At 71.7% G+C, this 17,438-nt stretch carries 15 protein-coding genes; 11 read left to right on the top strand and 4 right to left on the bottom strand.

From position 1 onward, the window contains the following. The first annotated feature begins 5 nt into the window (after positions 1-5). The 6 genes from mutA (at position 6) to FB465_RS03965 (ending at position 7,015) form a co-directional block, all read left to right on the top strand. Entirely contained in the window at positions 6-1,883 is a 1,878-nt protein-coding gene (gene mutA / locus FB465_RS03990; protein WP_145787638.1) for a methylmalonyl-CoA mutase small subunit, read from the top strand. Continuing rightward, positions 1,880-4,084: a methylmalonyl-CoA mutase gene (gene scpA / locus FB465_RS03985; protein WP_145787636.1), complete on the top strand. Its 2,205-nt coding sequence runs from the start codon at positions 1,880-1,882 to the stop codon at positions 4,082-4,084. Before mutA ends, scpA begins: the two co-directional genes overlap by 4 nt. A gap of 12 nt (positions 4,085-4,096) precedes the next feature. Then, the gene (meaB, locus tag FB465_RS03980; protein WP_145787634.1) at positions 4,097-5,095 is read left to right on the top strand and encodes a methylmalonyl Co-A mutase-associated GTPase MeaB; all 999 of its coding nucleotides are present in this window, start codon (positions 4,097-4,099) and stop codon (positions 5,093-5,095) included. 82 nt (positions 5,096-5,177) lie between these two features. Beyond that, the gene (locus FB465_RS03975; RefSeq protein ID WP_145787633.1) at positions 5,178-5,666 is read left to right on the top strand and encodes an ATP-binding protein; all 489 of its coding nucleotides are present in this window, start codon (positions 5,178-5,180) and stop codon (positions 5,664-5,666) included. 101 nt (positions 5,667-5,767) lie between these two features. Next, positions 5,768-6,574, top strand: coding sequence for a SigB/SigF/SigG family RNA polymerase sigma factor (locus FB465_RS03970; protein WP_145787631.1), 807 nt, complete (start codon positions 5,768-5,770; stop codon positions 6,572-6,574). Between the two features lie 84 nt (positions 6,575-6,658). Beyond that, the gene (locus tag FB465_RS03965; RefSeq protein ID WP_145787629.1) at positions 6,659-7,015 is read left to right on the top strand and encodes a WhiB family transcriptional regulator; all 357 of its coding nucleotides are present in this window, start codon (positions 6,659-6,661) and stop codon (positions 7,013-7,015) included. Positions 7,016-7,085: 70 nt separating this feature from the next. On the opposite strand, the gene FB465_RS03960 is transcribed toward FB465_RS03965, so the two are convergent. Beyond that, entirely contained in the window at positions 7,086-7,436 is a 351-nt protein-coding gene (locus FB465_RS03960; protein WP_145797116.1) for an SHOCT domain-containing protein, read from the bottom strand. A 267-nt stretch (positions 7,437-7,703) separates the two neighbouring features. Here FB465_RS03960 and FB465_RS03955 point away from each other — a divergent pair, with 267 nt between their 5' ends. Together FB465_RS03955 and FB465_RS03950 are read left to right on the top strand one after the other, a co-directional pair. Next, the gene (locus FB465_RS03955; RefSeq protein WP_145787627.1) at positions 7,704-10,394 is read left to right on the top strand and encodes a winged helix-turn-helix domain-containing protein; all 2,691 of its coding nucleotides are present in this window, start codon (positions 7,704-7,706) and stop codon (positions 10,392-10,394) included. A gap of 109 nt (positions 10,395-10,503) precedes the next feature. Beyond that, positions 10,504-10,701 (top strand): hypothetical protein, encoded by a 198-nt coding sequence (locus FB465_RS03950; RefSeq protein WP_145787625.1) that lies wholly within the window; start codon positions 10,504-10,506, stop codon positions 10,699-10,701. A gap of 161 nt (positions 10,702-10,862) precedes the next feature. Here the strand turns inward: FB465_RS03950 and FB465_RS03945 are convergent, their stop codons facing one another. Next, positions 10,863-11,411 (bottom strand): YjbH domain-containing protein, encoded by a 549-nt coding sequence (locus FB465_RS03945; RefSeq protein WP_246192492.1) that lies wholly within the window; start codon positions 11,409-11,411, stop codon positions 10,863-10,865. Positions 11,412-11,642: 231 nt separating this feature from the next. Here FB465_RS03945 and FB465_RS03940 point away from each other — a divergent pair, with 231 nt between their 5' ends. After that, positions 11,643-12,155: a DinB family protein gene (locus FB465_RS03940; protein ID WP_145787624.1), complete on the top strand. Its 513-nt coding sequence runs from the start codon at positions 11,643-11,645 to the stop codon at positions 12,153-12,155. 34 nt (positions 12,156-12,189) lie between these two features. On the opposite strand, the gene FB465_RS03935 is transcribed toward FB465_RS03940, so the two are convergent. Continuing rightward, positions 12,190-13,392, bottom strand: coding sequence for a glycoside hydrolase family 1 protein (locus tag FB465_RS03935; RefSeq protein ID WP_145787622.1), 1,203 nt, complete (start codon positions 13,390-13,392; stop codon positions 12,190-12,192). Positions 13,393-13,514: 122 nt separating this feature from the next. Here FB465_RS03935 and FB465_RS03930 point away from each other — a divergent pair, with 122 nt between their 5' ends. Together FB465_RS03930 and FB465_RS03925 are read left to right on the top strand one after the other, a co-directional pair. Then, a complete protein-coding gene (locus FB465_RS03930) occupies positions 13,515-14,168 on the top strand; it encodes a TetR/AcrR family transcriptional regulator (RefSeq protein ID WP_145787620.1) in 654 nt (217 codons plus the stop codon). Between the two features lie 156 nt (positions 14,169-14,324). Continuing rightward, positions 14,325-15,110 carry a DeoR/GlpR family DNA-binding transcription regulator gene (locus FB465_RS03925; RefSeq protein ID WP_145787618.1) on the top strand — a complete coding sequence of 262 codons (786 nt, stop codon included), beginning with the start codon at positions 14,325-14,327 and terminating at the stop codon, positions 15,108-15,110. A 58-nt stretch (positions 15,111-15,168) separates the two neighbouring features. On the opposite strand, the gene FB465_RS03920 is transcribed toward FB465_RS03925, so the two are convergent. Continuing rightward, positions 15,169-17,157 carry an alpha-galactosidase gene (locus tag FB465_RS03920; protein WP_145787616.1) on the bottom strand — a complete coding sequence of 663 codons (1,989 nt, stop codon included), beginning with the start codon at positions 17,155-17,157 and terminating at the stop codon, positions 15,169-15,171. Between the last annotated feature and the right edge of the window lie 281 nt (positions 17,158-17,438).

The raw sequence follows: 17,438 nt of genomic DNA, 5'->3' as shown, positions 1-17,438 counted from the left end.
CCTCCATGACGGTCTCGCCCGAAGGGCTTCCCCTGGCCGCCGAGTTCCCGGATTCCTCCCGTGAGCAGTGGCAGCGCCTTGTCGAAGGCGTCCTACGCAAGTCAGGCGCGCAGGACGTAACCGGCGCGCAGGCAGAGGACGCGCTCGCCACCACACTCCAGGACGGGCTTCGCGTCCGCCCGCTGTACACCGCCGAGGACACCGCGGCCGAAGCCGGCTATCCGGGCTTCCCGCCGTTCGTGCGGGGCAGCCGGGCGGAGGGGTCCGCGGTCTCCGGCTGGGACGTCCGCCAGCGGCACGCGCACCCGGATCCGCAGCAGTGCAACGAAGCGGTGCTCGCCGACCTGGAGAACGGTGTCACCTCGCTCTGGCTGTCGGTCGGCGGGACCGGTCTGCCGGTCGCCGCGCTGCCGGACGTCCTCAAGGGCGTCTACCTCGACCTGGCGCCCGTCGTCCTCGACGCCGGCCCGGAGTTCGCCGCCGCCGCCGAGCAGCTGCTCGCCGTCCTCGCCGAGCGCGAGGTCCCGGCCGGAGCCGCCCAGGGCAACCTCGGCGCCGACCCGCTGGGCCTGCTCGCCCGCACCGGCCGGGACGAGGACACCGCACGGCACCTCGCCGACGCCGCCGCACTCGCCGTGCGCTGCGACCGCGACCACCCGGGGATCCGGGCGCTGACCGTGGACGCCCTCCCGTTCCACGACGCCGGGGCCTCGCCGGCCCAGGAGCTCGGCTGCTCGCTCGCCACCGGCGTCGCCTACCTGCGCGAGCTGACCGCCGCGGGGCTGTCCGTCGACGTGGCCTGCGCGCAGCTGGAGTTCCGCTACGCGGCCACCGAGGACCAGTTCCTCACCATCGCCAAGTTCCGTGCGGCCCGCAGGCTCTGGGCCCGCGTGGCCCAGGTCGCGGGCGCCGCGCCCGGCACGGCGGCGGCCCAGCGCCAGCACGCGGTGACCTCCGCCGTGATGATGACCGAGCGCGACCCGTGGGTGAACATGCTGCGCACCACGGTCGCCTGCCTGGCCGCCGGTGTCGGCGGCGCCGACGCGGTGTCCGTGCTCCCGTTCGACAGCGCGCTCGGCCTGCCGGACGCCTTCGCCCGGCGGGTCGCCCGCAACACCCAGGCGATCCTGCTGGAGGAGTCGCACCTGGCCAAGGTCATCGACCCGGCGGGCGGCTCCTGGTACGTCGAGCAGCTGACCGAGGAGCTGGCCCGGGCCGCCTGGGCGTGGTTCCAGGAGATCGAGCGGGCCGGCGGCCAGGCCGCCGCCCTGCGCTCCGGGGCTGTCCAGGAGCGGATCGCCGAGACCTGGGCGAAGCGCTCCGCCGATCTGGCGCGCCGCCGCGAGCCGATCACCGGCGTCAGCGAGTTCCCCAACCTCGCCGAGCAGCCGGTGGTACGGGAGCCGGCGCCCGCCCCGCTCGCGGGCGGTCTGCCCCGGGTGCGCCGCGCGGAGGCCTTCGAGGCACTCCGTACCCGCTCGGACGCGCACCTGGCCGGCGAGGGCGAGCGGCCGCGGATCTTCCTGGCGGCCATCGGTCCTGCGGCCGTGCACACGGCCCGGTCCGCCTTCGCCGCCAACCTGTTCCAGGCGGGCGGCATCGAGACCGTCCCGGCCGAGGGCGTCGATCCGGCCGCGCTGGCGGAGGCCTTCGCCGCCGGCGGAGCGAGCCTGGCCTGCCTGTGCTCGAGCGACCAGCTGTACGCGGAGCACGGCGAGGCCGTCACCGCCGCGCTGAAGAGCGCCGGCGCACGCCGGGTACTGCTGGCGGGCAAGCCGCAGGAGGCGTACCGGCAGGCCGGGGTGGACGAGTTCGTCTTCGCGGGCTGCGACGCCGTCGCGGTCCTCTCCTCGGTCCTCGACGAGATCGGAGTGGCGCAGTGATCCCGGACTTCTCGGAGATCGGCCTCGACGGGGCCGACGCCCCCGGGGCCACCGGCGGCGACTGGCGGGAGGCCTGGCAGCAGGCCACCGGCAAGGAGGTCGAGGACCTGGTCTGGGACACCCCCGAGGGCATCGGCGTCAAGCCGCTGTACACGGGCGAGGACCTGGCCGGGCTGGACTTCCTGGCCACCCACCCGGGCATCGCGCCGTTCCTGCGCGGACCGTACCCGACCATGTACGTCAACCAGCCGTGGACGGTGCGTCAGTACGCGGGCTTCTCCACGGCGGAGGAGTCCAACGCGTTCTACCGGCGCAACCTGGCGGCCGGTCAGAAGGGCCTCTCGGTCGCCTTCGACCTGCCGACCCACCGCGGGTACGACAGCGACCACCCCCGCGTCACCGGCGACGTCGGCATGGCGGGCGTGGCCATCGACTCCATCTACGACATGCGCCAGCTCTTCGACGGCATCCCGCTCGACAAGATGTCGGTGTCGATGACCATGAACGGCGCCGTGCTGCCGGTGCTGGCGCTCTACATCGTGGCGGCCGAGGAGCAGGGGGTGCCGCCCGAGAAGCTGGCGGGGACCATCCAGAACGACATCCTCAAGGAGTTCATGGTCCGCAACACCTACATCTACCCGCCGCAGCCGTCGATGCGGATCATCTCCGACATCTTCGCGTACACCTCGCAGAAGATGCCGCGCTACAACTCCATCTCCATCTCGGGCTACCACATCCAGGAGGCCGGAGCCACGGCCGACCTGGAGCTGGCCTACACCCTGGCCGACGGCGTGGAGTACCTGCGCGCCGGGCTGGACGCGGGTATGGACGTGGACGCCTTCGCACCCCGGCTGTCGTTCTTCTGGGCGATCGGCATGAACTTCTTCATGGAGATCGCCAAGCTGCGGGCGGCCCGGCTGCTCTGGGCCAAGCTGGTCAAGCAGTTCGACCCGCAGAACGCCAAGTCGCTGTCGCTGCGCACCCATTCGCAGACCTCCGGCTGGTCGCTCACCGCCCAGGACGTCTTCAACAACGTCACCCGCACCTGCGTCGAGGCGATGGCCGCCACCCAGGGCCACACCCAGTCGCTGCACACCAACGCGCTCGACGAGGCGCTGGCGCTGCCGACCGACTTCTCCGCCCGGATCGCGCGCAACACCCAGCTGATGCTCCAGCAGGAGTCCGGCACCTGCCGGGTCATCGACCCCTGGGGCGGCAGTGCGTACGTCGAGAAGCTCACCCACGACCTGGCGGCGCGGGCCTGGCAGCACATCCAGGAGGTCGAGGCGGCCGGCGGCATGGCCAAGGCCATCGACGCGGGCATCCCCAAGCTGCGCGTGGAGGAGGCCGCGGCCCGTACCCAGGCCCGGATCGACTCCGGCCGTCAGCCGGTGATCGGCGTCAACAAGTACCGGGTCGCCAACGACGAGCAGATCGACGTCCTCAAGGTCGACAACTCCTCCGTCCGCGCCCAGCAGATCGAGAAGCTGCGCCGACTGCGCGCCGAGCGCGACGAGGCGGCCTGCCAGGACGCCCTGCGCGCCCTCACCGCCTCCGCCGAGGCCGGCCCGCAGCGCGGCGGCGGCCTGGACGGCAACCTGCTGGCCCTCGCCGTGAACGCGGCCCGGGCCAAGGCGACGGTCGGTGAGATCTCCGACGCACTCGAGAAGGTCTACGGACGGCACTCCGGCCAGATCCGTACGATCTCCGGTGTGTACCGAGACGAGGCAGGGCCGTCGGAGGGCGTCCGGCGCACCCGCGAGCTGGTCGAGCGATTCGAGGAGGCCGAGGGCCGCCGCCCGCGCATCCTGGTCGCCAAGATGGGCCAGGACGGGCACGACCGCGGGCAGAAGGTGATCGCCACCGCCTTCGCCGACCTCGGCTTCACGGTGGACGTGGGCCCGCTGTTCCAGACCCCGGCGGAGGTCGCCCGGCAGGCCGTGGAGGCCGACGTCCACATCGTCGGCGTCTCCTCGCTGGCGGCCGGCCACCTCACCCTGGTGCCCGCGCTGCGCGCCGAACTCGCCGAGGCCGGACGCGAGGACATCACCATCGTGGTCGGCGGGGTCATCCCTCCGCAGGACTTCGACGCCCTGTACGAGGCCGGTGCCGCCGCCGTCTTCCCGCCCGGCACGGTGATCCCGGACGCCGCCCACGACCTGCTGAGGACGCTCGCCGCGGACCTCGGCCACGAGCTGTGAGCCACTGAGCCGATGGCCCGGACGATCGACCTCGACCAGTACGTCAAGGGTGTCCTCGACGGCTCGCGCGCCTTCATCGCGCGGGCCATCACCCTCGTGGAGTCCACCCGGCCCGACCACCGCGAGCTCGCCCAGCGGCTGCTGATCGAGCTGCTGCCGCACTCGGGCCAGGCCGTCCGGGTCGGGATCACGGGCGTGCCCGGCGTGGGCAAGTCCACCTTCATCGAGGCGCTGGGCACCATGCTCACCGGCCTCGGACACCGGGTCGCGGTCCTCGCCGTCGACCCGACCTCCAGCAGGACCGGCGGCTCCATCCTGGGCGACAAGACCAGGATGGAGAAGCTGGCCGTCGACCCGAACGCCTTCGTCCGGCCCTCACCCACCTCGGGCACGCTCGGCGGCGTGGCGCGGGCGACCCGGGAGAGCATGGTCGTCATGGAGGCGGCCGGCTACGACGTCGTCCTGGTCGAGACGGTGGGCGTGGGGCAGTCCGAGACCACGGTCGCCAACATGGTGGACTCCTTCCTGCTGCTCACCCTGGCCCGGACCGGCGACCAGCTCCAGGGCATCAAGAAGGGCGTCCTGGAGCTGGCCGACATCGTCGCCGTCAACAAGGCGGACGGCCCGCACGAGCTCGACGCCCGCGCCGCGGCCCGGGAGCTGACCGGAGCGCTGCGGCTGCTCCAGGCCCCGGACGCCGCGTGGACGCCACCGGTGCTCACCTGCAGCGGGCGCGACGGCTCCGGCCTGGACACCCTGTGGGAACGCCTGCGCCAGCACCGCCAGATCCTCGAGGCGACCGGGTCACTCGCCGCCCGACGGCGTGACCAGCAGGTGGACTGGACCTGGGCGATGGTCCACGACCAGCTCCTGGCCCAGCTGCGCGAACACCCCGAGGTCCGCCGGATCGTCCCCGCCGTCGAACAGCAGGTACGCGACGGCGCCCTGACCCCGACCCTGGCCGCCGAGCGCATCCTGGCGGGCTTCCGGCGGCCGGGCGCCGACGACTGAGCCGTCGAGGGGGTCGCCGTCCGGGCAGGTGTTCTCCTCGGCAGTGTGGGCAGGCGTGAGGCATCGGACAGAGGTGACACCGATGACCAACTCACGTCCGCACCCGGACGGGTTCCATCACCGGCGGCCGCGCCGGCGCGGTCTGCGGCTCTCCGGTGCGTCCAGGCCTGTTCTGCTGGGCCGGGAGTTCACCCTGCAGGTCCTGTCCGACTGGGGATTCCTCCCAGGCCGGCCGGACCCGTTCGGGCAGGACGCCGTGGACGACGTACTGCTGATCGCCTCGGAGGTCCTGTCCAACGCCTGCCTTCACGCCGGCGGTCCCACGGAGATGGTGATCACGGTGTCCGACCGGGTGCTGCGGGTCGAGGTTCTGGACGCCGACCCGAGGGCCCCCGACCCCCGGGTACCGCAACGGCAGGGGGCTCCGGGCGGGCACGGGCTCCACATCGTGCAGCGGCTGTCCGACCGCTGGGGCACGGAGGACCGCGACCACGGGAAGGCGGTGTGGTTCGAGGTCGGCACCGCCCGGCTGGCTGCCGCCCTCTCGGAGCCCTCCTCGCGTAGCCGCTGACCCTCGGACGACGGATCTGTCCCACTCATCCCGGTTTGCAGGATTGATCCTGGGTAGGGGCCAGAAGCACATCGGTGACGACTCGAGGGAGGAAATTCGTCATGGCCGCGCTCAGTGAAGCCCTGCCGGAGATCCAGGACCCCACAGCCGTCGACTGCGAGGAGGCCAAGGCACTCTCGAGGGCGCTCTTCGACCGGCTGCGGCTGCTGGAAGAGGGCTCGGCGGCCTACTCGTACGTGCGCGGGACCCTCATCGAGCTGAACCTCTCGCTGGTGAAGTTCGCCGCGCGCCGCTTCGGCCACAGCCACGAGTCCATGGAGGACATCGTCCAGGTCGGCACGATCGGGCTGATCAAGGCCATCGACCGGTTCGACCCCGAGCGGGGGCTGGAGTTCACCACCTTTGCGCTGCCGACCATCTGCGGCGAGATCAAGCGCTACTTCCGTGACACCACCTGGGCGGTCCACGTGCCCCGGCGCCTTCAGGAGCTCCACCTCGCGCTGGCCAAGGCCGGTGACGAGCTGGAGCAGGAGCTGGAGCACACCCCCTCGGTCGCGGAGCTCGCCGAGCATCTGCAGCTCAGCGAGCAGGAGGTCGCCGAGGGCATGGTGGCCTCGAACGGCCGCACGGTGGGCTCGCTCGACCTGCAGCTCGAGCTGGACTCCCGCGAAGGCAGCCTGGGCGAGCGCCTCGGCGCCGATGACCCCGGGATCGAGAAGGCCGAGTACCTGCAGGACCTCAAGCCGCTCATCGCCGCGCTGCCCGAGCGGGACCGGACCATCCTCTCGCTGCGCTTCTCCGACGACCTGACCCAGTCCCAGATCGCCGAGCGCCTGGGCATCTCCCAGATGCACGTCTCCCGCCTGCTCTCCCGGGCCCTGGCGACCCTGCGGTCCGGCCTCGAGTGAGGCGAAAGGCCGGTTAGGCCGCGGGAACGGGGGCAGCCGCAGGCCATGCCCACCCGTGCACCGACCCCGAAAGGGTGCCTGCCGATGTCCGAGATATCGCGCCTGCCCGGCCCGTTCGAGCGCTTCTGGGACTGGCAGCTCGACGCCGCCTGCCGCGGCGTGGACAGCAGTCTCTTCTTCCACCCGCCCGGCGAACGCGGCGGCCCGCACGACGAGCGCGAGGAAGCCGCCAAGCGGATCTGCGCCGGGTGCCCGGTCCGCGCCCAGTGCCTCCAGTACGCCCTTGCGGCGCGCGAGCGGTACGGCGTGTGGGGCGGCCTGACCGAGGACGAACGGCAGGCCCTGCTCGGCCCCGCCGGCGCCCCGCGCACCCGGCGCCGGGCCCCCTCCCGGCGTACCCGGCCCGACCGCCCGGCCCGGCACACCGCCGGCGCCCGCTGACGACCCCGCGGCACACGCCCCGGCCGGTCCCCGCCCCAGGAAGGGCGGGGACCGGCCGGAGCTTGTCCTCTCAGGCCAGAATCTTGGCCTTGGCGCGCTCGTACTCCTCGTCGGTGATGTGGCCGCTCGCCTTCAGTTCGGCGAGGCGTGCCAGCTCATCCGTGGTGCTGGGCGGGCCGGCGGCCTCCCGTACGTAGGAGCGGAACGCCTCCTCGCTCTTCTGTGCCTGGCGCAGGTCACGTTCGCCCATGCCCGAGCCCCGGGCGATCAGGTACACGAAGACCCCGAGGAAGGGCAGGATGACGACGAAGACCAGCCAGCCGGCCTTGCCCCAGCCGTTCAGCGCGGAGTCGCGGAAGATGTCGACGATGATCCGGAACAGCAGCATGAACCAGAGGATCCAGAGGAAGAACCAGCACATCGTCCAGAACGCGTTGAGCAGCGGATAGTCCGATGCCAGATGTTGCAGTGCGATCTCCACCGTCGGCCTCCTTCGGTTGTCTCCTGCGGTCGGCTCGTGGGCACGTGATGGTGATTCCACGGTGACCGCGCCGCCCGTCCCGGTGCACCACCCGTATCGGGTGAGACGCGTCGTCGGGCGGACGGCCGCAACTGGTGATCACCGGGCTGCGGCGGTTGAGTGGAGGGGTGGCCTGATCATGAAGCCTCCCGTGAATCCGGTGACCTCATGCAGAACCCTCCGGTGACGGACTCGTCCGACTCCTCGCAGTACCGGGGCCCCTCGCCCGCCGACGACCCGATGCTGGCCGCCAGGCTCGCCGTCCCGGCGCTGCCGAAGATCCTCATCCGCCGTCCGGCCCTGCTGGAACGCCTGACGGCAGGACTGCAGGACCCGCTCACCCTGCTCACCCTGGTCAACGGTCCGGCGGGAGCGGGAAAGACGGTCCTCGTCACCCACTGGCTCTCCGAGAGCCGGGCTCCCGGCCCGGTCGTCTGGCTCACCCTGGAGCCCGGCGACGCTCCGGGCGCCTTCTGGGCCTACGTCATCGAGGGGCTCCACCGCAGCGGCGTACGCCTGCCGGCCAGGGTGGGCCGCCCCGCGCGGGCCGAGGGGGTGGACCGATCGCTGCTCGTCCATCTGGCCGAGGCTCTGGCGGCGTCACCCGAACCGGTCGTCCTGGTGCTGGACCGGCTGGACGCCGTCCCCTCCCAGGAGACGGCCGAGGGACTGGACTTCGTCCTGAGGCACGCCTGCGGTGGTCTCCGTCTCGTGCTCACCAGCCGGACCGAGCCCATGCTGCCGCTGCACCTCTACCGGGCCTCCGGTGCGATCACCGAGATCAGGAACGCGGACCTGAGGTTCACCGGCGAGGAGAGCGCGCTGCTGCTCAAGGAACACGGACTGGAGGTCTCGGAGGAGGGGATCGGGCTGTTGGCCGCACGGACCGACGGCTGGGCGGCGGGCCTGCGCCTGGTCGCCCTGGCCATGCAGCAGAGCGCCGACCCGGAGACCTTCGCCCGGCAGTTCGCCACCGACCGCACCACGATCGCCGACTACCTGATCACGGAGGTGCTCGACGCCCAGCCCCTGCCCCTGCAGGAGCTGCTGCTGCGGGCCTCCATCGCCGACCGCATCCACCCCGACCTGGCCGACGTGCTGACGGGCCGTCAGGACGCCGACTGGGCCCTGGCCGACCTCGCCCACGCCAACGCCTTCCTGGAACGGCTGGACGGCTCGGACTGGTACCGGCTGCATCCCCTGTTCGCCGAGGTGTTGCACGCGCATCTGCGGCACCGCAGGCCCGGGCTGGAGCCCGAGCTGAGGGCTCGGGCCGCACGCTGGTTCGCCGAGGCGGGCCGGCTCACCGACGCCGTGGCGCAGGCCGCGGAGGCGGGTGACTGGCGGTTCGCGGCAGGGCACCTGGTCGATGATCTGGCGATCGGCCGGCTCTTCACCGGCCTGGACACGGAACAGCTGCGCCGGACGTTCTCGGCCATGCCCGAGGATCTGGACGGCCCGGCTCCCGCCCTGGTCAGGGCAGCCGGCCGGCTCGCCGACCACGACCTCGACGGCTGCGCAGCCGATCTGCGCCTCGCCGACGAGCACCTCGAGCCGGCAGGCCCGGCCCTGCGGCTCTGCCGGGCTTTCGTGGGCATGCTCGCCGCCGGGCTGGCCGGCGATCCGGAGGAAGCCGGCCGGGAGGCCGGGGAGGCCGACCGCCTGCTGCCGGACGTACCCCAACGGCGCCTCGACGAGCATCCGGAGATCCCGGCCATGCTGATGACCGGCCTCGGTGCGGCCGAGCTCGGAGCCGGCCGGCTCGATGACGCGGAACGCCGCCTGCTCGCCGCGGTCGAGGCGTGCGGGCAGCCGGGGCTGGAGTGTCCGCTCACCGATGCCCTGGGGTCGCTGGCGATGGTCGAGCTGTTGCAGGGCCGGCTCCGCAGGGCGGAGCAGCACGCGCGATGGTCACTCACCGCCGCCGAGCGGTCCGCGCTGCCACCGGAGCGCCGCTCCGGGCTCGGCCATCTGGTCCTGGCGGGCGTGGCCACCGAGCACGACGACCTGGAGACCGCCCGCGCCGAACTCACCCTGGCGACGGCCGCCGCCGGCACCTTCCCGCAGCCCGTCGCGGCGGTGGAGTCCGCCGTGATCGGGGCGCGGCTGGCGACCGCCGCAGGCGACCGGGAGGGCGCGCTCGCCCTGCTGGGGAAGGCGGGCTCCACCTCCGCGCGGTGTCTGCCCGACTGGGCGGCGGACGAGCTGGCGATCGCCGGGTCGGCCGTACATCTGGCGCACGGCGACGCGGCGGCCGCCCTGGACGTGCTCGACCTCGGGGCTTCCGACCGGCCCGAGCACACCGTGGCCACGGCGCGGGCGCTGGTGGCGGGAGGTCAGCCGGAGCGTGCGCTGGACATGCTGGCCGGCCTGCCCGCCGACGATCCGGCCTCGGCGGGCGCGGAGGCCTCGGAGGCGTGGCGGGTACGGGCATGCCTGCTGCGGGCCGAGGCCGTCGCCGGGAGCGGCGACCCGGACGAGGCCTGCCGCCTGCTGCGCGAGGCGCTCGTCCTGGCCAGGCCGGAGGAGCTGCGGCGGGTGTTCACCGAGAGCGGTCCGTGGTTACGAGAGGTGGTCCGTCGCGAGCCCCAGCTGGCGAGAGCGCACAGCTGGCTTCCGGGGGCGGGTAAGCGGACGGGAGCGCACGAGCAGCTGCCGCTGCTGGTCGAGGCGCTCAGTGAGCGGGAGAGCGAGGTGCTGCGAGAGGCCGCGCAGATGCTCACCACGGAGGAGATAGCGGCGAACCTCTATCTGTCCGCCAACACGGTCAAGACACACCTGAAGAGCATCTACCGCAAGCTCTCCGTCACCCGCCGCAGCGAGGCGGTCCGCCGCGCGCGGGACCTCGGCATGATGTGACGGCGCACCGGCGCAGATCGCCCGAAGCGGGCGATGCCGGGGACCGGGCGGAGGAGAAGGCTGCTACGTATCAGCCTTCCGCCCCAAGGGAAACCGGGGTACCGCCGTCATGCGCTACGAATTCCGCGTCACCGGCGTCGTGTCCGAGGCACTTGCCGAGGCCTTCCCGGAGCTCGACCGTTCCGCCCTGCCGGACCAGACCCTGTTCGTCGGCAGGATCATCGACGAGGCTCATCTGTACGGGCTGCTGGTCCGGTTCCAGTCGCTCGGACTGCGCGTACTCGAGATGCGACAGGTGTTCGAGTGAGCCACCGGCCCACGGGTACGGGCCGGACACCCCCGTGCGGGGGTTCCCGGTGGGCGAGGGGCTGACCCCGGCCGGGGTGCGGCGGGTCTTCGAGCTGCGGGCACGGGTGGTGGAGCTCGAGGTCGAAGCCGCCCGTAGCGGGCGGTGACACCGGTGCCACCTCACTCCGGATCGGCCGCGCGGCTCTCCTGGCGTTCGGGAGACCGGGCGAGCGTGGCACTGCCGCCCTGGTGTCTGACGTCGTCACGCAGTCTCCGCAGGGCGTCGGCCGGGGCACCCAGGCCGTTCACCCGCAGACGGGCGGCCTCGACGCGCTCGTTGTCCCGCTGCGAGGCGAAGGCGAGCCTGAGCGACTCGTGGATCATCCACAGGTCGTACGCCAGCAGCCGCGAGGCGCGTTCGCGCACCTGAGCGAGCTCGCCGTCGAGGCTGAGCTCGCCGAGCCGGAAGGCCAGGTGGTTGAAGGTGATGAGCTGCCAACCGCCGTCCTGGGCGAGCGAGCCGGGCACCGGGCCGTACGCCCCGCATGCCGCGACCACCTGGTCGGCGAGCGGCTGGGCCGCCACCGCGTCGTCGAGGACCTCGAGGAGGGCCTCCAGCTGTTCCTCGCGGGTGGGGCGGGGTGGTGCCTCGTGGGCGCGCGACCGGCGCAGCAGCGCGCGTCGGCATCCACGCAGTGCGGCGAGGGTCCTGGGAAAGGTCGTGGGCATGACGTCTCCTGGTCGGGCTCCCTCAACCAGGGATCGTCCATGGCAGATGCCGCGGTTGCGGTGAGCCTCATCACCGGTCCGCTCGACGGGTCCTTCCAGTGTGCTCCGTCGGGCACGGATCGGCAGTCCCACGGATGGCGGCCCGGGGCTGCCCTCCCTCACCGCGCTCGCTCCGTCACCGGCCGAAAACACCGTGCGACGTGAGGCTCGGCTGAGGTACCGTCAGCGCTCATGACCCCTCCTCGCATTCGCCCTCCGTACGGCGCCGACGAGCGGACCCAGCTTCTCGGCTGGCTCGACATGCAGCGCGCGGTCATTCACTGGAAATGCGAGGACCTGTCGGACGCGGATGCCCACCGATCCGTCCTTCCGGCCTCGCCCCGGATGACGATGGCGGGTGTGGTCTCCCACCTGCGCTGGGTCGAGCACCTCTGGTTCGAGGTCATCCTGCTCGGCCGGCCGGCCGTGGGGCCTCGGTTCGAGGGCGGCCCCGAGGACGCCGACATGATGGTCGACGGCATCCCGCTCGCACAGCTCCTCGAGGAGTACGACCGCCAGTGCGCCGTGTCGGACGAGATCATCAAGGCCCACGCACTGGACGACGTGGGCCGGCACCCGGACTTCCCCGCCTCTGCGGCGAGCCTGCGGTGGATCCTGTTCCACATGATCGAGGAGACCGCCCGGCACGCCGGTCACGTGGATGCCGTCCGGGAGATTCTCGACGGCGAGAAGGGCTACTACTGACGGAGCCCGCCGCCCGGGCACGGAGGACATCCGGCTACGGGCAGGCCAGGGGCAGCACCCCGCTGCGGGCGATCCGGCCGAGCCAACGAGCCGACGGCCGGGGGGCCCGCAGGAAGGTCTCCAGGTCGACGGCGATCAGGCCGAAGGTGGGGCGGTACGAGCCCCATTCGTAGGCGTCCAGGGCGCTCCGGTGGAAGTAGCCACGGATGTCGAGGCCGTCCGCGATGGCCGCCGCCAGGTCCTGGAGCGCCTGGGTGGTGTAGTCGATCCTGCGGGTGTCGTCGGCGGTGGAGACACCGTTCTCGGTGACGATCAGCGGTACGTCGCCGACCACTCGGGCGGTGTGGCGCAGAGCGTGCCCGAGCGCCGCCGGGTAGTACTCCCAGCCGCTGAGCGTGCGCTCGGCCTCCCGGGGTGCGGGGAGTGGCCCGTCGGGGCCGACCAGGGTGCGGGTGTGGGCCTGGACGCCGACCCAGTCGTCGTCGCGCGCCGCCTGCAGGAAGACGTCCTCGAGCGGGTACCGGTACGCGGCGGTGACGTCCTCCGCGCCTGGCAGGGCCTGGTGGACCTGGTTGGCAACCGACCAGCCGGTCCGGATCTCCGGGGAGATGTCCTTGATCACGGCGACGGCCCTCCGGTGGGCCTGGATGAGGACGTCCGTCAGTTTCCGGCAGGGCACCGGCAGCGCGGCCGGGGGCGGCATCCCGGTGCCTGGCCCGGTGGCGCCGCCGAGGGCGGCGACCAGGTTGGGTCCGTTGATGGTGCAGACGTGCCGGACACCGCTGTCGATGACGGGCGCCGTCGCGGCGACGTACCGGGCGAAGCGGTCGACCGCCGCGTCGGCGGTCCACCCGCCCTGCTCGGCGAACCAGCGGGGCACGGTGAAGTGATGCAGTGTCACCATGGGGCGCAGGCCGCGTTCGAGCGCGCCCTCGACCATCCGCCGGTAGTGGGCGATCGCGGCCCGGGAGAAGCGGCCGGGGGCGGGTTCGATCCGGGCCCACTCGATGCTGAAGCGGTAGTCGGTGAAGCCGAGCTCGGCCAGGAGGTCCATGTCGACGTGCCAGCGGTGGTAGCTGTCGGCGGCGTCGCCGCTCGGCTCCTTGACCGGGCCGTCGCCGTGTTCGAGCTGCCACCAGTCGCTGTTGGTGTTGCCGCCCTCGGTCTGGTGGGCGGAGGTCGAGGCGCCGAAGAGGAAGCTCTCGGAGAGCAGCAGCCCCCGGGTGCGGAGGATCATCGCAGGAACCTTTCGGGTGGGGCGGGGAGGGTCGGGCATCGCCCGCTCCTGCCACGGTAAATCTTAAAACCTAGTAAGGCGAGGTTTTAGAGTCGCGGTCTTCGCGGGGCTAGAGTTCTTCGGTGAGCACTCGAAGCCCCCGTGGCCCGTACGCCAAGAGCGCCGCCAAGCGGAAGCTGATCCTCGAAGCGGCGCTGGCGGCCTACGCGGAGGCGGGCAGCCGAGGCGTGTCGGTCAGGGACATCGCCGAGCGCGTCGGCCTGACGGACGCGGGGGTGCTGCACCACTTCGGCAGCCGCGAGGCCCTGCTCACCGCCGTGCTCGAGGCCCGCGACATCGCCGCCGCCGAGACGTACGGCGAGGAGGCGGCGTTCTGGCGTCCCGAGATGCTGGCCAAGAACGCCGAGACGCCCGGTCTGGTCAAGCTCTTCGTCGACCTGGCCGCGGCCGCCGCCGAGCCGGAGCACCCGGCGCACGACTTCTTCGCCGAGCGGTACCGCGTGCTGCGGCAGCGCATCGCCGGTGCCGTCGCCGCGGGGAGGCCTTCCGGCGAGCCCGCCTCCCCGGCCGGCCAGGCCTGTGATGCCGACTGGGCGGCCCGGGTCCTGCTGGCCGCGACCGACGGTCTGCAGCTGCAGTGGCTGCTGGACCCGTCGATCGACATGGCTTCGGACATCGCGCGGCTGCGTGACGTGCTGCTCGACGCGCTGGACCGCGCCGGTGGCGGCAAGGAGGCCGACCTGTCACCTGGGCCCGCGTCAGAACGTCAGCACTGAGCGGCCCTTGACGGCCGGCTCTCGATCACCGTGTCGGGGCTGCGATCGGTGCGGGTGCGCCGCGCTGTCGAGCGCGAATGCGCACCAGTGCGTAGATCGCTGCGCCCGGTCTACGCGCGATACGCTCGGTGTCGGCGCGATATTTGAGGAGTTGTGATGAGCACGCACGAGCGGTGGACGCGGCTGCTCGAGATCCTGGGCAACCAGGGTCGGATCGAGGTCGGTGAGGCCGCCGAGCTGCTGGGTGTCTCCACGGCTACGGTCCGCCGCGACATGGAGGAGCTCGCCCGGCAGCAGCTGCTGACCCGGACCCGTGGCGGTGCGGTGCTGAGCGGAGTCGCGTACGACCTGCCCCTGCGTTACAAGACCGCGCGCCAGGCGGACGAGAAGCACCGGATCGCCCGGGCGGCGGCGGGGCTCGTCCCGCCCGGGGCGGTGGTCGGCCTGAACGGGGGGACGACAACCTCGGAGGTGGCGCGCGAGCTGGCGACCCGGGCCGACCTCGCCGACCACGCCTCCGGGACGGCCCTGACGGTCGTCACCAACGCCATCAACATCGCCAATGAGCTGGCCGTCCGGCCCTATGTGAAGACCGTGGTGACCGGGGGAGTCGCCCGCCCGAACTCCTATGAGCTGACAGGCCCGTTGGCCACTATGGTGCTTCAGGGGCTCTCGCTGGACTACGCGATCCTCGGGGTGAACGCCGTGGACCCGAAGTTCGGCGCCGCCACCCATGACGAGGGTGAGGCCAGCGCCAACCGCGCCATGGCCGAGAGGGCGGACAAGGTGATCGTGGTCGCCGACTCCACCAAGCTCGGCAAGCGCGCCTTTGCCCAGGTGTGCGCGGTCGCCGAGATCGGGGTCCTGGTCACCGACAAGGACGCGCCGGACGAGCTGGTCGAGCAACTGGCCGGCCAGGGCGTCGACGTGCTCTGCGTGTGACGACGACCGTCCGCGGTGAGGCCGTCGGGCCCACCGCGGACGGTCGTCGGGCGGGCCGTCAGGCGCCCGGAGGTGTGCTGAACGGTGCTGCCCAGGCCTGGTTGGTCTGGATCGCGTTCGGCGAGGTGCCGCAGGTGTACAGGTCGACGGGTGTGCCGTTGGTCGTGGTCTTCCCGCTGTAGACGTCAAGGCACTTGGCGGTACCGGCCAGCTTCAGGTTGCCGTCCCGGTTGTAGGTCCAGGTCTGGTAGCCGGGTGCCGAGCCGCACGGTGCGACGCCGGCCCACTGGCCCTGCTGGCCGTTGATCACCCCGGCCGTCTGTCCGCTCTGCGCGGTGAGGCAGAGGTTCGACGTACCGGCCTGCAGCAGCTGGACCGAACCGTCACCGTTCATCTGCCACTGCTGGTTGGACGTTCCGGAGCAGGGGTAGACGTCGACGGGGTTGTTGGTGCCGGTGCCGGACTGGTAGTTGTCCAGGCAGAGCGAGGCCTTGCCCCAGTTGTCACGGGAGACGGTGATCTGGCCGCGCGGGGTGAAACCGCCACAGCCGTTCTGCGGGGTGACCTTGAGCATCGCGCTGTCGTGCGAACCGATGGTGAGCGGGACGCTGCCGGTCGAGCTGCTGGTGGCGTGCGCCCACAGGTCGCGCACGGTATAGCCGCAGCCGGAGGTGTTGAAGCCGATGCTCGACAGGTTGAGGGTGTAACCGGCTGACGTACCACCCTTGTTGAGCACCACGACCGCCCGGCTGCCGTCAGCGAGCGGCTTGACGACGACGTCGAAGCCGCTGGTGGCGGCCGGGGTGCCGTCGGCGTTGGCCGCTCCGCCCGCCACCCGGTAGCCACCTGCTCCGAGCGGGTCCTGGTCCACCGCGATGACCTCGGAGTTGCCCAGGATCCCGATCGAGGCGTTGAGGTGAGCGGCCTCGGCGGGGTGCGAGGCGATGTACGAGGGCTCGAACTTGCGGGCGTCGGTGGAGATCACCAGCGGCGCGGCCAGCGCGGAGAACAGCGACATCTGGCTGCGCTCCTCGGCGGTGGTCATGCCGTTGTCACCGATCAGCAGCATGTCGGCGTCGTTCCAGTTGCCCGGGCCCTGGTACCGGGAGAGCTCCAGGGTGTTGTCGAAGCTCTGGTACGCGCCGAAGTTGTAGCCCGCCAGCGGTACGTTCCACGGGTTCTTGCCGTCGCCGTAGTTCCAGATGTCGGGGCCGACCCGCCACAACTGGCCGAGGGAGCGGACCCAGTTCATGACCGCGAACTTGGTCGACCCGTTCGCGTAGGCGGCCGGAGCGGAGATGTTGAACATGACGTTCGGCGTCGCGTTGCCGGAGTTCGCGGCGTTGGTGACGGCCGTCCTCAGGTCGTTCGCCATGCGGGCGTCCAGCGTCTGCATCGGCTCCTGCTGGCCGCAGTTGTCGTACTTGAGAGCGTCAACGCCCCAGTAGACGAAGGAGTTCGCGTCGTTCTGCTCGTAGTACTCGCTGCCGTTGGGCAGGTTCGGCGCGGTCGGCGTCGCGGTGCTGCAGGTGTGGGTGCCGGAGGTCTCGTAGATGCCGAACTTGGCGCCGAGGCTGTGCAGGTAGTCGCCGTAGGCGGTCAGCTCGTGGTCGAAGCCCGGCTGCCGGGTGGTGTCGCGGACATCCGTGGCGCCGCCCCAGTTGAGCGCGCCGTGCAGGTAGCCGGAGCTGTTGCGGTACATCCAGCAGTCGTCGACGGTGATGGTCTTGTACCCCGCCGCGATCAGGCCGGTGTCGTACAGGCCCTTGGCGTTGTCCTGCATGTACTGCTGGAACGAGTAGGCGAGCCGGTTGGAGCCGTCGAGCGGCGCCTGCGGTGCACAGGTCGAGCGCGACCAGTTGTTGAAGCCCATCGGCGGGAGCTGGGCGATCGGCCCGCTCGGGGTCGCCGCGGACGAGTAGTTGGCGGCCGACTGGCTCTCGCCGTCGTTCGCGACGGCCGGGGCCGCGCTGAGGGCGGAGCCGGCGGCGAGCAGGACGGTGCTCAGGAGGAGCGGCGTAGTCCGGTACAGGATGCGCTTGGTCACGGTGGGGCTTCCTTCCGCCTCTGATTGATTCTGCGCTAATCGACCATCGATCAAGCAACTTCAATCACTCGCGGCACAGCTTCGGGTCTTCGCCGGGGTCGCGTCAAGACATGTGCAGCCATGCCCTGCGCCAGGCCCGCCGATGGCAACACTTCGGTAACGCGGACTGGCCTGCGAACTCCTGATGGGGGCACACTCTCACCACCGAAGCGTTCAAACTTGAGCAGAACGCAGAGAATCAATCATCTTTGCGCAGATCTGCGCCCTCTTCACTCGCCTCC

It is taken from the genome of Kitasatospora atroaurantiaca, assembly GCF_007828955.1.
Classification (GTDB): domain Bacteria; phylum Actinomycetota; class Actinomycetes; order Streptomycetales; family Streptomycetaceae; genus Kitasatospora; species Kitasatospora atroaurantiaca.
This window is presented reverse-complemented; position numbering and strand designations above follow the sequence as displayed.